We start from the raw sequence: 17,587 nt of genomic DNA, 5'->3' as shown, positions 1-17,587 counted from the left end.
AAAAAAATGGTTACGTTGTCGGCATAAAAAAAGACCTACCTGTTAAGGTAGGTCTTTTCGCGGTTACGCAACATTATTTTGCAAGTTTGTTACGTAATACCATTTGTAGGATACCACCGTTACGGTAGTAATCTACTTCAACTTCTGAATCGAAGCGAGCTAGAGCTTGGAATTCTTTCACAGTACCGTCAGCTGCAGTAGCAGTTACAGTTAACATATCTTTTGGTTTTACACCTTCAGCGATGTTTACTGAGAAGATTTCTTCACCAGTTAAGCCAAGTGTTTCAGCTGATTCGCCTGGAGCGAATTGAAGCGGAAGAACACCCATCATAACTAGGTTAGAACGGTGAATACGTTCGTATGATTCAGCGATAACTGTTTTAACACCTAAAAGGTTTGTACCTTTAGCTGCCCAGTCACGTGAAGAACCCATACCGTAATCTTTACCAGCTAATACTACTAAGCCAGTGTTGTTTTCAGCATATTTCATTGCTGCATCGTAAATGTACTCAACTTCACCTGTTGGCCAGTAAGTAGTGAAACCACCTTCTGTACCTGGAGCGATTTGGTTACGGATACGGATGTTAGCGAATGTACCACGCATCATTACTTCGTGGTTACCACGACGAGAACCGTAAGAGTTGAAGTTACGAGGTTCTACACCGTTTGCACGTAAGTATTGACCTGCTGGTGTTTCTTTACCAATTGCACCTGCTGGTGAAATGTGGTCAGTTGTGATTGAGTCACCAAACTTAGCTAAAACGCGTAAACCTTCAAGAGCAGAGATATCCTCTGGAGAAGCTGATAAGTTTTGGAAGAATGGTGGGTTTTGGATGTAAGTTGATTTCTCATCAAATGTGTAAAGAGTTGATGTAGAAGTTTCAATTGCATTCCAAGTTTCATTTGCATTGAATACAGTTTCATATTCTTTTTGGAATAATTCACGTGTAACAACTTTAGATAATACATCGTTGATTTCATCAGTTGATGGCCAGATGTCATCGAAGAATACGTCGTTGCCATCTTTATCTTTACCGAATGAATCTTTACGAAGGTCAACATCTACAGTACCTGCTAATGCGTAAGCAACAACAAGTGGTGGTGATGCTAAGTAGTTCGCTTTTACAAGCGGGTGAACACGGCCTTCGAAGTTACGGTTACCAGAAAGTACAGAAGTTACGAATAAATCGTTTGATTGGATTGCTTCTTCGATTTCTGGAAGTAAAGGACCTGAGTTACCGATACATGTTGTACAACCGTAACCTACAGTGTTGAAACCGATTTGGTCAAGATATGATTGTAAACCTGAATCTTCTAAGTAACCAGTTACAACTTTTGAACCTGGTGCTAAAGAAGTTTTAACCCATTTAGGAACAGTTAAGCCTTTTTCAACCGCTTTTTTCGCAACAAGACCTGCAGCGATTAAAACGTATGGGTTAGATGTATTTGTACATGAAGTGATTGCAGCGATTCCTACAGCGCCTGCTGGAATTTCTACATCGCCTTCAGCAAATTTAGCTGTTGCTGTTTTAGAGAACTCATCTTCAGTTAAACCGAAGCCTTGTACGCCAGATGGAGCAACTACTGCTTCACGGTAACGAGATTTCATTTCAGTTAATGGAATTAAATCTTGTGGACGTTTTGGACCAGCAAGGTTTGGTTCAATTTGTGCAAGATCGATTTCCACTACGTCAGTGTAATCTGGCTCTAAGTTTGCATCGAAGAACATATCGTTCGCTTTTAAGTAAGCTTCAACTACTGAAATGTGCTCTTCTTCACGGCCTGTTAAGCGCATGTAGTTAAGAGATTCTTCATCAATTGCGAAGAAACCACAAGTAGCACCGTATTCAGGAGCCATGTTTGAAATTGTAGCACGGTCAGCTAATGGAAGTGCTGGTACGCCAGGTCCGAAGAACTCAACGAATTTACCAACAACGCCTTTTTTACGTAACTCTTGCGTTACTTTAAGCGCTAAGTCTGTAGCTGTTGTACCCGATGGAAGTGTACCAGTAAGTTTTACACCGATAACTTCAGGAATTGGGAAGTAAGAAGGTTGTCCAAGCATACCTGCTTCTGCTTCGATACCACCAACGCCCCACCCAAGTACGCCGATACCGTTGATCATTGTAGTATGAGAGTCAGTACCTACTACTGAATCTGGGAATGCTTCGAATGTACCGTCTTCGTTCTTGTTCACGTGTACAATTGGTGCTAAGTACTCTAAGTTAACTTGGTGTACGATACCTGTTGCTGGTGGTACAGCACGGAAGTTATCGTATGCAGTTTGAGCCCATTTTAGGAAGTTGTAACGTTCTGCGTTACGTTCGAATTCTAGTTCCATGTTCGCTTGTAATGCTTGCGCATTACCGTATTTGTCTACTTGTACTGAGTGGTCAATTACAAGGTCAACTGGGATTTCTGGGTTGATTTCGTTACCGTCGCCACCCATGTCGTTCATTGCTGTACGTAAAGAAGTTAAGTCAACTACTACTGGTACACCAGTGAAATCTTGTAATACTACGCGAGATGGTTTGAAAGGTACTTCAGCGTTTGCATCTGATCCTTTACCCCATTTTGCTAAGTTATCTACGTGATCTTCTTTGATTACGTATCCGTCATATTGACGTAAAACTGATTCTAATAAAATTCTGATTGAATAAGGAAGGCGTTTGATGTTTGCTACGCCAGCTTCTTCAATTGCACCTAAACGGTAGAAGTTGTAAGTCTTGCCGTTTACCTCGAATGAAGAGCGACTGTTATGCAAGTTAGTGTTTGCCATTTGTTCGGTTCCCCCTCTAATTTAACTAATATAAAAAGGCTTTTCATGAGCCACTTTTCTCCAACACCAATGATATAAGATGCCTGCACATAAGTAAATAACATTAAAATTATACTTTATGATAAGCAAAAGTTATGACCTTGTTATTCAATAAAGCGCATTCGTTCCTCTTTTGTTAGGATTCGACATTTTTTGCTTACTGGTGATAATTTTTGTCTATTCTGTGCAACAAGTTGATAAAGTGTATTGCGGACACTTTTCGGTATAAATTGCCCTATTTTCGCCAAAGAATAAGGAAAAGAAAGTGTTGACGCTACTTTAATCACAGCATCTGATTGTGTAAAAATGCGTTGATTGTCTAAAACAACCACTGAATTTAAATCTTTTGTCAGCGCTTCTGGCAAATGTTTTTTAGCGAAATCGCTTTGCAAGGAAGCAAAATAAAAGGTAGGTAGTTTTTCATGTTCTAAAACGAGCTGTACCGACCACTGACAAAAACCACAGGTTCCGTCGTAAAAAAGAATGGGTTGATTCATTATATCAAAGCCTCTTTTCTGGTTGGAGACAGATTTGCCTCACTATTCTTATTATGGAATTCTTTATATGCTGTTGTCAATTTTTATCCATATAAAAAAGAAACCTCATCGCTGAGATTTCTTTTCCTTCTATTTTAAGTATTATGAGCGCAAGAACGTCTCGCTCGATATGTTTGCTGTTGAATGATTTACGCATGTAGCAATCGTATGCAATGTAATCTTTTCAAAAGCTGTTAAACTCTCTTCTAATGCTGTCGCTGTAAATGGAATCAGTTGTCCTTGTACATAGACTTGAATTAAGGCGCGCGGTGTTTCAAATAAAATCGTATCTCCATGAACATGAATGATTTTAAATCCATAGTGATGCATGCCATCGCCATCAACTAAAATGTTACGACGAAAATCTTCTTTCTCTTCTTGGTCATCTGCTACGATTTTTTCCACCATATAATTCGGTTCTGTTTCACTACCACCATTACGTAAAAACCAAATTTCTGCATTGATAATATTATCACCTAGCATGTATTGGCGGTTAATATAATCTAAAAAGTCAGCTAATTTAACGTTCGGAGCTAAATTTTTCATGCGATAACCATTTCCAAGCTCAAGTATGTTATCTGCTTCATTTAATAATAACTTATCCGCATTATAGCGTGTTTTGCCAAAAGTAATTTTCAACATCTTCTATTACATCCTCCATTAACTTACGAATCACACTATATTATACACCGTTTGGAAATTAAAAGTGGCTTATTTTTTTAAAACTTCTTCCATATAATCATGCAATTTCGTCAAATCTGTTAGATGTGCATTACATACTTCACTGTCTTTACAGATTAAGTGACTAATCGTTTTATAATAGTCAGGGTTTTTCGGATCGCGTGCGTGCGTCTTCGCTGTGAAATAGACCACCTCATTCGTACATCCACAAAACGCACAAATATTCTTTTGATGCTTATCGATAAAATGTCCTGCAATCGCACATAATTCACCCGCTATTTCTGCCACAATAACTTTTTGATGTGAACGTACATCATCAAAACCTAAATAACTACGCTTTGTATTCGCAGCTAGTTCTTCTGGCACTTTTAACTTCTTATACTTTGGTAGTAATTTTTTTAGTTCAGTAAGTGTCACAACCGGAAAATCAAGTTCACACGCTTTGATTTGTTCGAGGTACATCTCTTTATTTTCATAACGTGTAAAATCAATTAGTTGACGCTGTTCTTCTGTTAATTGTATAAATTGTGCTTCAATTTTAAAGTGAGCTTCTTCCGTCAATGCACGCATTACACTTTTCGGTAAATGTTTTTGCTGACCGTCTATAATCTGTTTCATCTGTTTTTCAATGAAGATTACTTGGTTATGTCGAATAAATGGTTCCATCTTGACTCCCTCATTTCTATAGTCAAAGTATAAAACGTAACCAACGTAATGACGAGTGGGTAAAATCATTTGAATGATTTTTTCCCTTTTTGATAAATAATCTTGCGAATCGTTTCAACAGATAGATAGTACTGTTGCGCCAATTGTTCCTTTGTAGCACCTTGTGCATACGCTTTACAAATGGCTTCATTTCGCTCATATAATGCTTTTCGGCTACCACTCTTTTCTCCCCATCGCTTCGGCTCATCTTTTCTCGGAATATAGAGTGTTTGCCCTTGTACATATTGTTGAATTTCTTTTATTAATTTCTCTGGTAAAATTTCTTTTGCGTTTTGATAACTCATGCTTTTGGCTCCTTATATTGTCATCTCTAAGGGCAAAACCATTCATTAAAAACACAAAGCTTGCGATGTGGAATTATTCACCCCATGCAAAGAATCGCACTTTTAAGAAAGGCTTTGCATGAGTTTTTGAAATAATCGATGAAGAGATCATCTAATAAGCACCTCCTTTTCGTCTTTATTATCGTAACGCAAAAAGAAAAATCCCTCCATTATAAATAGAGAGATTTTTTAATTTTTACTGATCTGATACAACAATGTACGTTGCATAAATCGGACCATGTACACCTACGACTAAGTCCATTTCAATATCGGCTGAATTACTTGGTCCTGATACAAAATCAACTGCTGCTGGTAATGTTTTGCCTGCTTCCACAAAGTCACGTTCCATTTCCTTTACAGCTTGTGTAATACGAGGGCGAAGTGTACTCTTTTTAACAATCGCAATAAAAGCGTTCGGTAATAACCCAACTGCCTTTCCTTGTCCTTCTGCTGAATATAAAACAACCGTTCCTGATTCGGCAAGTGCATATTCAGCGAACACAATCCCAATATTCGAATCGTTTGTGCGTTCGAAGTTTTCTGTACGGCTAAGATTTGAATCCCAAACGTGAACACGCAATCCTTCGTCCTTCCACTCATTTTCGTATAACTCATCTAAACCAAGTGCTCGGAAGCGTTCATCATTCCATAGAGCAACGGATTCGCCACCATGTTGTTTAACCGCTTCATCCACTGCTTTCTTCACATCACTTGATGATACTTCTACAACATTTGTATTATTTAAACGACCACATTGTTCCACAAATGCCGGCATCAGCTCATCAATTGATAAATGCGACAGCTTTTTCTCCTCAGGTTTATGTTGCCAGTTACGCACAGGCTTTTGTGTAGGCGAAAAAGGTCGGTTTAAGGATGTAGCAATCTTTTCTAAAAATTTCTCACGATTTTGAATCATTTATTTTCCGCCTTTCTTTTCACGCTTATCAAACCAATCACGTAACTTTTCACGTTCCACAATAGGGAAATCCCGAATATCCGTCCAATCTTTCAGTGGACCGACACCTTTTGAAATCATTTGATCTTTTGATAATGGTTTCATCACTGCTGCTGCGATTTTCGTACCTACATTAAATAATGTGCTATTTGAAGCACCGACACTAAAGCCTTTCATCATAAGACCTTCTGAAACAGGTGCGCGTCCTTCTTTTTCGACGATGACTTGACGATGTTTAAGTAATAATTCATGTAGTGGAATTTTAACAGGACAAGCATCTGTACATGCACCGCATAGAGATGAGGCATATGGTAGCTCTTTGAAGTCATCATATCCCGCAAGAAGTGGCGTTAACACAGCTCCGATAGGACCTGAATAAATCGAGTTATACGAGTGACCTCCAATATGACGATACACAGGACAAACATTGACACATGCTGCGCAGCGAATACATTGTAAAACCGATTTGAATTCACCAGCTAAAATGTCAGAACGCCCATTATCTAAAATGACTAAATGGAATTCTTCTGGACCATCAACATCCTCTGCACGTTTTGGACCTGTAATAACATTCACATAGGATGTTAATTTTTGTCCTACTGCGCTACGTGTCAGCATATTAACGAGTACTTCCATCTCTTCTAAACTCGGTACAATACGCTCCATACCCATAACAGCAATTTGCGTTTTGGGAATCGTTGTGACAAGTCCCGCGTTGCCCTCATTTGTAACGAGTGAGATGGAACCAGAGTCAGCAATCGCAAAGTTACAACCTGTAATACCGACTTCTGCTTGCATATAATCATCACGTAAAATTGTACGTACGAATCGTGCTAAATCTTTGGCATCTGCTGAACCGTCTTCTGGATAACCGAGCTTTTTAACGAATACTTCTTTGATTTGGAAACGATTTTTATGAACAGATGGCGCGACAATATGAGATGGCTTGTCGTGGTCATCTAATTGTAAGATATATTCCCCTAAATCTGTTTCAAGTACGGTACATCCGATTTCTTCTAATGCTTCATTTAAGCTAATCTCTTCTGTTACCATCGACTTTGATTTTAAAACGCGTGTTGCTTGTTGTTTTTGAACAACTGATTGAATATAACTATTCGCTTCTTCTGGTGTTTGCGCAAAGAAGACATGACCTCCTGCTTTTTCAACATTTTCAGAGAGTTCATATAAGTAGTAGTCGAGATTGTCGAGAACGTGTTGACGTATTTCTTCGCCATGTTTACGCCACTCTTCCCAGTCGCCTAACTCGTCTACTGCTTTTAAACGTCCACCATGTAGACGGTTTTGTGCCGATGTAACCGCACCGCGCATGAAGTCACGTTCTAAATTTGTATTCACATTATCTTTGAATGCGTTATCATTATATTTAATTGCCATGAAAATCCCCCCTTATGCTTGTTGATTTAAGATTTCAGCAATGTGAATCGTCTTAATTTTTTCACCGCGACGATGCATACGTCCGCCAATATTCATTAAACAACCGCCATCTGCGCCAACTAAATATTCTGCTTCCGTTTCAATCGCTGAGTCGACTTTTTCATCTACCATTTGCTCTGAAATATTGCCCATTTTCACCGAGAATGTTCCGCCAAATCCACAGCAATTATAGCTATATGGTAGTGGAATGAATTCTAACCCCTTCACATTATTTAATAATGTAAACGGTGCATCTTTCACACCAAGTAAACGTGTCATATGACATGATGGATGGTATGTGATTTTATGGTTGAATGTTGCGCCAACGTCTTCTACTTTTAAAACATTCACAATAAAATCGGTTAATTCATATGTTTTATCTGCTACAATTTGTGCTTTTTCAGCGTAGGCGGGATCATCTTTAAAAACATGTGGATATTCTTTAAACATCGTGGCACATGAACCAGATGGTGTAACAATCACTTCTGCATCTAAAAATGTATCAATCATTTTACGCATCGGTTCTTTTGCTTTTTCAACATAACCTGAGTTATAAGCCGGTTGACCGCAACACACTTGCGAACGCGGAAACTCAATCTCACACCCGAGTCTTTCTAATAATTCGACAGTTGCCTTCCCTACATTGGTTTGAAATGTATCGACAAGACATGTCGCGAACAATGATACTTTCATTGGTCATCCCCCTCAATTGAATCCAAAGAAATTAGAAAATTTAAAAACTTATTTTATTTATTATACTACCCTTCTAGACGGAATAATCACTATAACTAAATGGAATAAAGATTATATGTTTCAACCTTTTAAAGAATAAAGAAAAGAGCCTGAGACAAAAGTATTTTCAACACAGCAAATCCCGTATGTTTTTTCAAAATCATACGGGATTTGTTCGTTCAGATCAATTTCCGCTTCGAAAAATGAATAGAGGTAGGAAAGAAAAGAACGCTACGTCCTGTTGCAAATCTTGCCCCACTACATCACGTAGCGTTCGGGCATGGCTTCAAACTCCTCGTCACTGCGTTCCTGTGGAGTTTTCAGCTCATGCTATTCCCGCAGTAGTCGTTTTCTACGCGTTCAATTGATTTAATTATTCGTATTTGAAATATATTATTTTGTTCTGTCCCACGCTCCCTGCTTATGACAATGCTTTTTTCTGTTTCCAAAATAGTGCCAGGATAAAACTAATTAATAGTAGAATCGTTGCAAAATAATATGGATAGTTCATATTTTGATCGAATAGCATACCACCAATAATCGGACCCATCACATTCGCTAATGATGTGAACATCGAGTTCATGCCACCAACAAAACCTTGTTCATCTCCTGCAATCTTTGATAAATACGTCGTTAATGCTGGACGAATTAAATCAAAACCAACAAATACAAGGAAGCAGACGATCATAACTGTCCAATAATTCGGTGCTAGTGCAATCGCTAAAACGAACACGACCGAATAGATTAAACTAAGACGAATGACATTAATTTCCCCTAGTTGCTTCACCATACGATCAAAAATCAATAACTGGAAGATTGCCCCTAAAATTCCACCACCCATAATCGCAATCGCGACATCTTTTGGTGTGAAATTAAATTTATGGTCAACGAACAGGCTGAAGAATGATTCAACGGCCGCTAAACCAAATGACGATGTAAAAATCAAGACAAATGGTAACAAGTAGAGCGGTGTCAATAGACGACCAAGTCCTGCCTTCTTCTTCGGTGTCGTATGCTCTCCAGCATCTGCGATGGCTGCTTTCTTTTCAGGCTCTTTTAATAAAATTTGTGATAAAATCGCCGCGACTGTGCCGAGTATGGCTGCCGCAAAGAAAGGCACGCGTGTACCGATTTCCGCTAAGAACCCTCCTATCCCAGGTCCAATAATAAATCCTAAATTAATAGCTGCCGACATAAAACCAAGTGCTTTAGGTCGTTCTTCATTTGATGTAATATCAGCAATAAAAGCTGTTACAGCAGGCATGATGAATGCACCACTGACGCCGCCTAAAATACGCGAAATAAATAGAACTTCCACACTTTTTCCTAATCCAAATAATAATTCAGAAAAGGCAAAAATGAAAAGTCCAAGGACAATCATAATTTTTCTACCAAATCGGTCCGTTGCTTTCCCCGCAAAAGGTGACACGATTAACTGCGATAAAGCAAACGCGGCGGTTAAATAACCGACCGTTGTTCCACTAATACCAAACTCATTCATAATCGTTGGCAAAATCGGAATAACCAAACCGATGCCTAAGAAAGCAATGAACAGATTTCCAAGTAAAATAAATAATGTTAACTTATTTTTCATGTTAAATAACCTCGATTCTGTTCAATTTCTATTACTAAACTTAAACCTTACAGTAACTATAATGTCAAGCGATTAATCTAGCAGTCGCACTTTTAACTCTATTAAAATTTTTTCTTCTACATTTGTTGAAAAACTCATCGGCATAATAGATTCCCAAACGACCTCTTCTACGTACAATTCTTTTGTTTGAATATATTGCCATAGTTTTTCATACATTTGAATATATTGTGCCGACGTATAAATAAAGGCAATTTCAATATATTTGCCTTCTGGCATCGTCACAATATTCATCGCCTCATTTTGCACATGGAATAATTTTGATGTCAAAATCGGAATGAAAATTTGGGTGTATTGAATGTCTTCTATTTGTTTGTATCGTTTGAGTGGATAATAACTACCATAACGAATCGTTTGTACACTTCCTTCATTTTCAATTGTCTCTGTTAACTTACGCATTTCATCATTTGAGACATGTTCAGGCGTTGCATTTGGTGCTGTCAAACAAAGAAGGCGAGCGGATTCTTCGTGCTTTGTAAACACTTCATTTAAAACGGGAATCGCAAGTTGTTCTTCCATTTGTTTACGCGTTTTTCGAAGTGTGTATTGTGTTTCTTGTAGCTGCGCTAATTTATTAGCTAATGTTTCTTCTTGTTTATTTAAGTAATCAATCATCTCTTCTATTGAGAAATGCTGAATTTCTTTAATTTTCTCAAGAGGTGTACCGACGAAACGCAAGCTTTTAATCAAATCGATTAAATATAGTTGTGATTCCGCATAGTAGCGGTAATTTGTGACTGGATCTGTATAAATCGGCTTAAATAAATCAATTTGATCGTAATATCGTAATGTTTGGCTTGGTAAATTCGTTAGTTTCGCCATTTGTCCAATCGTATAATGCCTATTATCCATGTTTTTTCCTCATTTCCATGCAGTCTAACCCTACTTTTTTCAAAGCAAGAAAGAAAAGGAGGAACGACGGATATTTCACGTCATTTCTCCTCTTACTCATGCATCGCATGATCAATCGCTTGGTGTAGTAAATCAATGACATGTTCGTCGTCATGTGAATAGTACATCGTCGTGCCTTCTCTTCGAAATTTCACGAGACGTAAATTTTTTAAAAAACGAAGTTGGTGTGATACCGTAGATTGTCCAAGATTGAGTGCTTCTGCGATATCATTCACTGAACGTTCTGTACCACATAAATAATTTAAAATACGAATACGAGTTGGATCACTCAATGCTTTAAATGTTTGCGATACAACGAATAATGTTTCTTCATCTAATTGTCGTTCACATATATGTTTCATACATATCACTCCTAATGATTATGCCCTGCATGTGGATCTAGCTCTACTTTCATCGTACAGAATAAATCAGGTTGATGTGCAAGTGAGGCTGCTTCTAATTGAATTGTTACATGTTGAATATTCTCATGGGCTAGTTGATGTTCTAAATCTGCGAGTAATTGTGAACTTTCAATTACGGTTAAATTATCTGGAACTACTAAGTGACATGTTAACGCATTTAAACGAGATGTAATTGTCCATACATGTAAATCGTGAACACCTTGTACTTCTTTTTTAGACTTTAGAATATCTACTAAGTGGTCAATCTCGATATCTTTTGGTGTTCCTTCCATTAACACATGAACTGAATCCATCGTCACTTTAAAGCCACTTCGTAAAATTAATATTGCGACAATAATACTTGCGATTGGATCAGCTATTCGCCAGTCAAAGAATAAAATACAAAGACCTGCAACAATTGCACCGATTGAACCAAGCATATCTGAAATAACATGTAAATACGCACCACGCATATTTAAGTTCTCTTTCGTATCGGCGCCGCGCATCATAATATATGCAACTAAGATGTTTACAAGTAATCCAATCGTACTGATAATTAACATACCTGTTGTTGAAACTTCAGGCGGATTTTTAAAGCGATCGAATGCTTCATAAAAAATGTATAAAGCCACTAACATAAGTGTAACACCATTCACAACAGCCGCTAAAATTTCAAAACGTTTATAGCCATATGTTTTACCGTTATTCGAAGCTTTTTGTGCAAGTGTAAAAGCGATAAGCGCTATGGCTAATGATATCGAATCACTTAACATATGCCCTGCGTCGGATAGTAATGCTAAACTATTGGTTAAAAAACCACCAACCATCTCAATAATCATGTACATTGTAATAATAATGAGTGAATACCAAAGTATTTTCCGATTATTATTTTGTTCTTCCATTTTCAACACCCCTTTATATGAGCATATAATCATATATACATATTATAAGTAAATGGAAGCAAAGTCAAGCTTCCATCTCATCTTTACTCGCTATACTCTTTTTATAAGCAAGTGGGGTTTGTCCCATACGTTCTTTAAACTTCTCAATATAATAGCTTGTACTATTAAATCCCACTTCATAAGCTACTTCTGTAACATTATATTGTTGCAGATAAGTAAGGCTTTTTCGAATTCTATAGTCCGTCACATACTGTAATGGTGTTGTATGTAAAATTCGTTTGAAATAACGACAACATTCCGAGCGGCTTAGCTGCCCTGCTTGTGCAATATTTTCTAAAATAATCGTTTCAGCATAATGTGTGTGAATCCATTGGAGCATCTGCTTCATACGCTCATTTTGAATAGGCTGTCTAAGTACAATACCTTGTTGAAATCCTATAATCATCTCTTTCCAAAGCTGTGTTAGATGAATGGTTAAATCAAATTCAAATAACGGATGTTTCGTTTCAAGTAATGTATAGATTGCTTGTAAATGCGCCAACACTTGATTCGACCAACTTGTTGACTTCGTTAATCGCATGTAACTATTGGCTTGCAAATAAGGTTGAACATATGCTGCGTACAATTCATTCGACATTATAAATAGCGGCGAAACATTCAAACAGCGGTAAATACATGGATTTTTTGCATCATCTTTTGCACCATGTAGTTGTGCTTGATTAATAAAAAGCCCTTCTCCTTTTGAAACCGTCATATATTCTTCATTCACTTGAAATTGAGCTTCTCCTTGCAACACGACAATCCATTGCAATTCTTCATGCCAGTGAAGTGGAATATAACCATGTACATTCGCTTGAATCGTTGTTTCATAACAAGCAACAGGTAATGTTACCGTATGATGCTTGGTTAGTTCTTGTAGTTGTGCATTGAGTTGAAAATCGGTAATTTGCACTGTCTCACCTCAATCTTGTTATACTTTTTTCATTAAATTCAGTATTTTCTAAGTAGATTATCCATTATTATAACATGAAGAACGTATAAAAAAGGAGAATCGAGATGAAACGAACTGCTCGAAAAATCGGCCTCATCCTCGTAACAGTGGGCGCTCTCTTTTGGGGTGTCGGAGGAACAGTTGCACAAAAACTATTTCAAAACTACGCAGTTGACGTCAACTGGCTTGTTACAACAAGATTGCTCATCGCTGGTATTTTATTGTTAACTGTACAATTTTTCTTAAAAGATCGAAAACAAATCTTTCAAATATGGCAACATAAACATACAGCATTACAACTCATTATTTTCGGCATCATTGGTATGCTTGCTGTACAGTACACGTATATGATGTCCATCAATTATGGGAATGCGGCAGTTGCGACATTATTACAATATTTAGCGCCTGTCATGATTATTCTCTATCTTGTCTTACGTCGACAATCCGTCTTAACAAAAAAAGACGTGATTACCGTAACGCTTGCTCTGCTCGGTTGCTTTTTCCTCTTAACGAACGGTTCCATTTCGAATCTATCCGTCCCAACACCTGCTATTATTTGGGGGATTTTATCGGGCGTCGCACTCGCTTTTTATACATTGTATGCCGTTCGTCTACTCGCTCATTTCGATTCACTCGTCGTTGTTGGTTGGGCAATGGTCATCGGTGGCTTCATGCTTAGTTTCATCCATCCACCATGGGCAGTCGATCTATCCCAATTCGATGTAGATGGTTATATCTATCTTATTTTCGTCATCATTTTCGGTACGATGTTAGCATTTTGGTTTTATATCGAGAGCTTACACAGTTTATCACCGAAAGAGACGAGTTTATTAAGTAGTCTAGAACCGCTTGCTGCTGTTTTAACCACCGTGTTCTGGCTACAAGAACATTTCGGTTTTTGGCAATGGATTGGAACAGCTTGTATTCTATTCATGATTTTACTGCTAGCACTCGGTACAAAAACACCTGAACTTTCGGATGATTAAAAAAAGGAACTTCCACACAATCTATACTGTGTAGAAGTTCCTTTTTCATTATAATTCCGCTGGTGTGCGTGCTACTTCTGTTTCAGCGTACCACGGATTAAGGTGGACTAACACTTCTGTTACTTCTTCATCGCGCTCCATAATTTGTTTTTTAATTTCACGACAGACATCATGTCCTTGTTGAATCGTTAAGTCTGCTTGAATGCCCACACGTACATCGACTAGTACATAATGTCCATGATTACGCGCACGAATACTATCAATTCGTTTGACATACGTAATTTGCTTTATTGTTTCAAAATATTGATGACTTCTCTCTAACGGAATACTTGCTTCCATTAAAATATCAATCGATTCTTTCATCATACCAATCGCTAATTTTAAAATCAGTAGTGCGACAATGATACCTGCAACAGGATCACCATATGCAGCGTAGGGAATTGCGATAATGTATTGATTAATAAGCGCGATGCCGATACCGACAACAGCTGCTAATGAGGCATAGACATCGGCTAAATGGTCATATGCTGTCGCAATTAATCCCTTGCTACGTTCTTTTCGTCCAATGCGAATCGTATAGACATAGAGCCATGCTTTCCATAAAAGCGAAATAACGGCTGCAACAAATGCTAAAATATGTGCTTCTGTCGCTGGTTCAAATAAAGCAAGAATGGATTCATACCCAATATAAACTGCTGCCAACATTAAAATAATGGACACAAAGGCGGAAGATACAACTTCTGCTTTCCCATGTCCATAAGGATGGTCTTCATCTGCTGGTTGATTCGAGATTTTCATGGAGCCTAATGATACCGCAGAAGCAACAACGTCTGCTGCGTTATGTATTCCATCAGCGAGGAGAACTTGGCTCTTGAATACGACGCCTGAAATGATTTTTAAAATCGTTAAACAAATATTGCTAATGACACTCACCCAAGCGGCGAATAATGATTGTTGTTTGTCCAAAAGAACCCCTCCAAATAATGACATCTGATGTCGAAAGTGCTTTCGTATCATATCAAACAAAATCGCTCTTAGTCTATACAAAGATTTTTTCCGTTATTACGTGTTTTTTAAATAAAGAAAAAAAGTTTCTTATCGGCAAAAAAGAAGCTTTTATAAAAAAAGCAAGCTAAACACTTCGTATAAAAGTGTTTAGCCCACTCATTCTTTCCTTTTGGAAAAATTATTTTCTTTTTCATCTTTTCCTATTGCAGAAAAAATAATTCTTTTGGACTAGACGTCTTTTCCCATCATATACAGGTCAAAGTATTGGTCATTCCAGTACGTTTCATTCTTCAATGTACCTTCAATAACAAATCCGAGTTTAATATATAGTGCTACAGCCTTTAAGTTATCTGCACGCGTATCTAAACGAATCTTCGTAATGAATAGCTGCTCTCTCGCCCATTGAACGAGCGCTTCTTCATGAGAATTGTACCAATTCCCTTGCTATGCTGCGCTTTTTCAACGACAATACCAAGCTCCGTTACATGACGTGCTTTTATTTTGTGGGATGTAGTCATCGTACCAATCGCAATAATACGTCCTTCATCTTTCACAAGTAGCATATACTGACTATTATCTTGTGCGTCACGCTCAATCGCTTCACGCTGTTCTTCCACTGTTAATGGATACTCTTCTTGTTCAAAACTTAAATACGATGTTTCACCGCCGACACGATTATAAAATGCAACAATCTCTGCCGCATCTTCTACTGTTGGTTTTATATATTCAACCATGTTCTTCACCTCATACTTATTATACCCAAGCTAAAGTATTCTGGTTAAAAATATTTGTAATATAACTTTTTTGCAGTGAGAATATCTTTTGTACCATGAACAAATACACGTCCGTCTTGAAATACGACGAGTGTATAGGGCTTTGCCTCAATGCGAATGAGGTAGTTATTTTGTGTATAATTTTGCCCTTGTAATGTTTCTGCAAACTGAGCTAAAGACCAATTTTCTCGTTGATTCATACGCAATTGAACCGTATCACGTCCACACAATATCGCTGTTTTCAGTTGATTGTCTGCTTGTAAATACGGATGTGTCGCATGAGATGAGCAACAAGGACAAGCTGGATCTTTTAAGCTTTGTACACGCACTTCGGCTATTTCATTCTTCCATAAATCTGTTGAAATAAGTGTACCGCGTAGTGCATCATATTGTTTTGCTAGAATTTTTAATAGTTCCGTCATTTGCCAGACGACAACTTGTGATACAGCAGGTGCGATAATTCCCGCTGTGTCACACGTCGCACTGCCAAGTGGAATCTTTTGCATTAAACAATGTAAGCAGGGTGTCTCATTCGGTAAAAAAGTATAGGAAAGACCGTATGAACCGACACATGCACCGTAAATCCATGGAATCTGTTGCTGATAGGCGAAGTCGTTGACTATAAAACGAATATCAAAATTATCTGTCGCATCGATGATGACGTCGACTTGTTTAAATTGTGTTAAAAAAGTAGGACTGACATCTTCTATGTACGCATCAATTTGAACGGATTGATTGATGGCGCGTAGATGTTGATGTGCGGCAACCGCCTTTGGCAAACCTTGTTCAGCATCTTGTTCATGATAGAGTGTTTGACGTTGTAAATTGGAGTAGTCGACATAATCTCGGTCAACAATCGACAGATGTCCAACACCTGCTCGCACACATTGTTCTGTTATTTGGCTGCCTAATGCACCAAGACCAATCACAAGGATATGTGCATCTTGTAATGCTTGCTGCCCTGTTGTGCCAATCGGTTCAAACAGAATTTGACGTGAATAACGTACACTATCCAATCGGACTCATTCCTTTTTGCGGACTACTCGCAATACCATATTCTTTTTTCGGAATGGCTCCTGCTTCATACCCCATGCGCCCTGCTTCAATCGCATACTTCATTGCGCGTGCCATTTGAATTGGATTTTGTGCGCCACTTACTGCTGTATTTAATAAGACACCGTCTGCACCTAACTGCATTGCATAAGCTGCATCTGCTGGTGTGCCAATCCCTGCATCGACAATGACAGGCACTGTTGATTGTTCCATAATGAATTGTAAGTTCAGCGGATTAATAACACCTTGTCCTGAACCGATTGGTGAAGCACCTGGCATGATGGCATGTGCACCAAGCTCTTGTAAATGGCGTGCGAGTACTACGTCATCTGACGTATAAGGTAATACGATAAAGCCAAGTTCTAATAATTTTTCGGTTGCTTTCAATGTTTCAATTGGATCTGGTAATAAACTACGGTCACAACCAATCACTTCGACTTTAATCATGTCACATAACCCAGATGCTTTTGCGAGTTGTGCAATGCGAACTGCTTCTTCTGCCGTTTTTGCACCTGCTGTATTCGGTAATAGTGTATATTTTGATACATCAATTTTTTCTAATAAATTCGGTTGTGTCGGTTCAAAAATATTCATACGACGAACTGCGAATGTAAGGATTTCTGTTTCCGACGCTGCAATCGCCTGTTGTTGTACATCAAAATCTGTAAATTTCCCTGTTCCTAATAATAAACGTGATGTGAATTGTTTTTCTCCAATAGTTAACAT

19 protein-coding genes are annotated in these 17,587 nt (G+C 38.1%); 1 reads left to right on the top strand and 18 read right to left on the bottom strand.

The genetic code is table 11. From position 1 onward, the window contains the following. Positions 1-73: 73 nt before the first annotated feature. The 13 genes from acnA to MHB75_RS04840 all read right to left on the bottom strand — a co-directional run bounded on the left by acnA (position 74) and on the right by MHB75_RS04840 (position 12,996). Entirely contained in the window at positions 74-2,779 is a 2,706-nt protein-coding gene (gene acnA / locus MHB75_RS04900; protein WP_141273502.1) for an aconitate hydratase AcnA, read from the bottom strand. A gap of 143 nt (positions 2,780-2,922) precedes the next feature. Next, positions 2,923-3,315, bottom strand: a complete 393-nt coding sequence (locus tag MHB75_RS04895; protein ID WP_068453553.1) for a thiol-disulfide oxidoreductase DCC family protein — start codon at positions 3,313-3,315, stop codon at positions 2,923-2,925. Positions 3,316-3,456: 141 nt separating this feature from the next. After that, positions 3,457-3,996, bottom strand: a complete 540-nt coding sequence (locus MHB75_RS04890; RefSeq protein WP_340996196.1) for a hypothetical protein — start codon at positions 3,994-3,996, stop codon at positions 3,457-3,459. Between the two features lie 69 nt (positions 3,997-4,065). Further along, positions 4,066-4,701, bottom strand: coding sequence for an elongation factor G-binding protein (locus MHB75_RS04885; RefSeq protein WP_340996194.1), 636 nt, complete (start codon positions 4,699-4,701; stop codon positions 4,066-4,068). A gap of 65 nt (positions 4,702-4,766) precedes the next feature. Continuing rightward, complete coding sequence (locus MHB75_RS04880) at positions 4,767-5,045, bottom strand: CD3324 family protein (protein ID WP_141273508.1); 279 nt, start codon at positions 5,043-5,045, stop codon at positions 4,767-4,769. Positions 5,046-5,280: 235 nt separating this feature from the next. Continuing rightward, positions 5,281-6,000 (bottom strand): LutC/YkgG family protein, encoded by a 720-nt coding sequence (locus MHB75_RS04875; RefSeq protein WP_340996192.1) that lies wholly within the window; start codon positions 5,998-6,000, stop codon positions 5,281-5,283. Beyond that, positions 6,001-7,434, bottom strand: coding sequence for a LutB/LldF family L-lactate oxidation iron-sulfur protein (locus MHB75_RS04870; RefSeq protein ID WP_340996191.1), 1,434 nt, complete (start codon positions 7,432-7,434; stop codon positions 6,001-6,003). A 12-nt stretch (positions 7,435-7,446) separates the two neighbouring features. Continuing rightward, positions 7,447-8,166, bottom strand: coding sequence for a (Fe-S)-binding protein (locus MHB75_RS04865; protein WP_087680668.1), 720 nt, complete (start codon positions 8,164-8,166; stop codon positions 7,447-7,449). Between the two features lie 460 nt (positions 8,167-8,626). Then, a complete protein-coding gene (gene norA, locus MHB75_RS04860) occupies positions 8,627-9,799 on the bottom strand; it encodes a multidrug efflux MFS transporter NorA (RefSeq protein ID WP_141273514.1) in 1,173 nt (390 codons plus the stop codon). A gap of 72 nt (positions 9,800-9,871) precedes the next feature. Next, positions 9,872-10,708, bottom strand: coding sequence for a MerR family transcriptional regulator (locus MHB75_RS04855; RefSeq protein ID WP_340996189.1), 837 nt, complete (start codon positions 10,706-10,708; stop codon positions 9,872-9,874). A 92-nt stretch (positions 10,709-10,800) separates the two neighbouring features. Next, positions 10,801-11,109 (bottom strand): ArsR/SmtB family transcription factor, encoded by a 309-nt coding sequence (locus MHB75_RS04850; protein ID WP_141273518.1) that lies wholly within the window; start codon positions 11,107-11,109, stop codon positions 10,801-10,803. 11 nt (positions 11,110-11,120) lie between these two features. Continuing rightward, on the bottom strand, positions 11,121-12,050 hold the full coding sequence (locus MHB75_RS04845; RefSeq protein WP_340996188.1) for a cation diffusion facilitator family transporter: 930 nt from the start codon (positions 12,048-12,050) through the stop codon (positions 11,121-11,123). 64 nt (positions 12,051-12,114) lie between these two features. Further along, positions 12,115-12,996 carry a helix-turn-helix transcriptional regulator gene (locus MHB75_RS04840; RefSeq protein WP_340998563.1) on the bottom strand — a complete coding sequence of 294 codons (882 nt, stop codon included), beginning with the start codon at positions 12,994-12,996 and terminating at the stop codon, positions 12,115-12,117. A 110-nt stretch (positions 12,997-13,106) separates the two neighbouring features. Here MHB75_RS04840 and MHB75_RS04835 point away from each other — a divergent pair, with 110 nt between their 5' ends. Next, a complete protein-coding gene (locus MHB75_RS04835) occupies positions 13,107-14,027 on the top strand; it encodes an EamA family transporter (protein ID WP_340996187.1) in 921 nt (306 codons plus the stop codon). Between the two features lie 48 nt (positions 14,028-14,075). On the opposite strand, the gene MHB75_RS04830 is transcribed toward MHB75_RS04835, so the two are convergent. The 5 genes from MHB75_RS04830 to MHB75_RS04815 form a co-directional block, all read right to left on the bottom strand. Beyond that, a complete protein-coding gene (locus MHB75_RS04830; protein WP_231726939.1) occupies positions 14,076-14,993 on the bottom strand; it encodes a cation diffusion facilitator family transporter in 918 nt (305 codons plus the stop codon). 270 nt (positions 14,994-15,263) lie between these two features. Beyond that, positions 15,264-15,407, bottom strand: a complete 144-nt coding sequence (locus MHB75_RS15080; protein WP_445667018.1) for a GNAT family N-acetyltransferase — start codon at positions 15,405-15,407, stop codon at positions 15,264-15,266. After that, positions 15,398-15,769, bottom strand: a complete 372-nt coding sequence (locus MHB75_RS04825) for a GNAT family N-acetyltransferase (RefSeq protein ID WP_340996184.1) — start codon at positions 15,767-15,769, stop codon at positions 15,398-15,400. Before MHB75_RS04825 ends, MHB75_RS15080 begins: the two co-directional genes overlap by 10 nt. 44 nt (positions 15,770-15,813) lie before the next feature. Next, the gene (locus MHB75_RS04820) at positions 15,814-16,824 is read right to left on the bottom strand and encodes a ThiF family adenylyltransferase (RefSeq protein WP_340996182.1); all 1,011 of its coding nucleotides are present in this window, start codon (positions 16,822-16,824) and stop codon (positions 15,814-15,816) included. Continuing rightward, entirely contained in the window at positions 16,817-17,587 is a 771-nt protein-coding gene (locus tag MHB75_RS04815) for a thiazole synthase (RefSeq protein WP_068453581.1), read from the bottom strand. The genes MHB75_RS04820 and MHB75_RS04815 overlap by 8 nt, the downstream gene beginning before the upstream one ends.

This window comes from Kurthia sp. FSL E2-0154 (genome assembly GCF_038003625.1).
Taxonomy (GTDB): Bacteria; Bacillota; Bacilli; order Bacillales_A; family Planococcaceae; genus Kurthia; species Kurthia gibsonii.
Note: the sequence above shows the minus strand (reverse complement) of the source record. Positions and strands in the feature narration are given on the sequence as shown.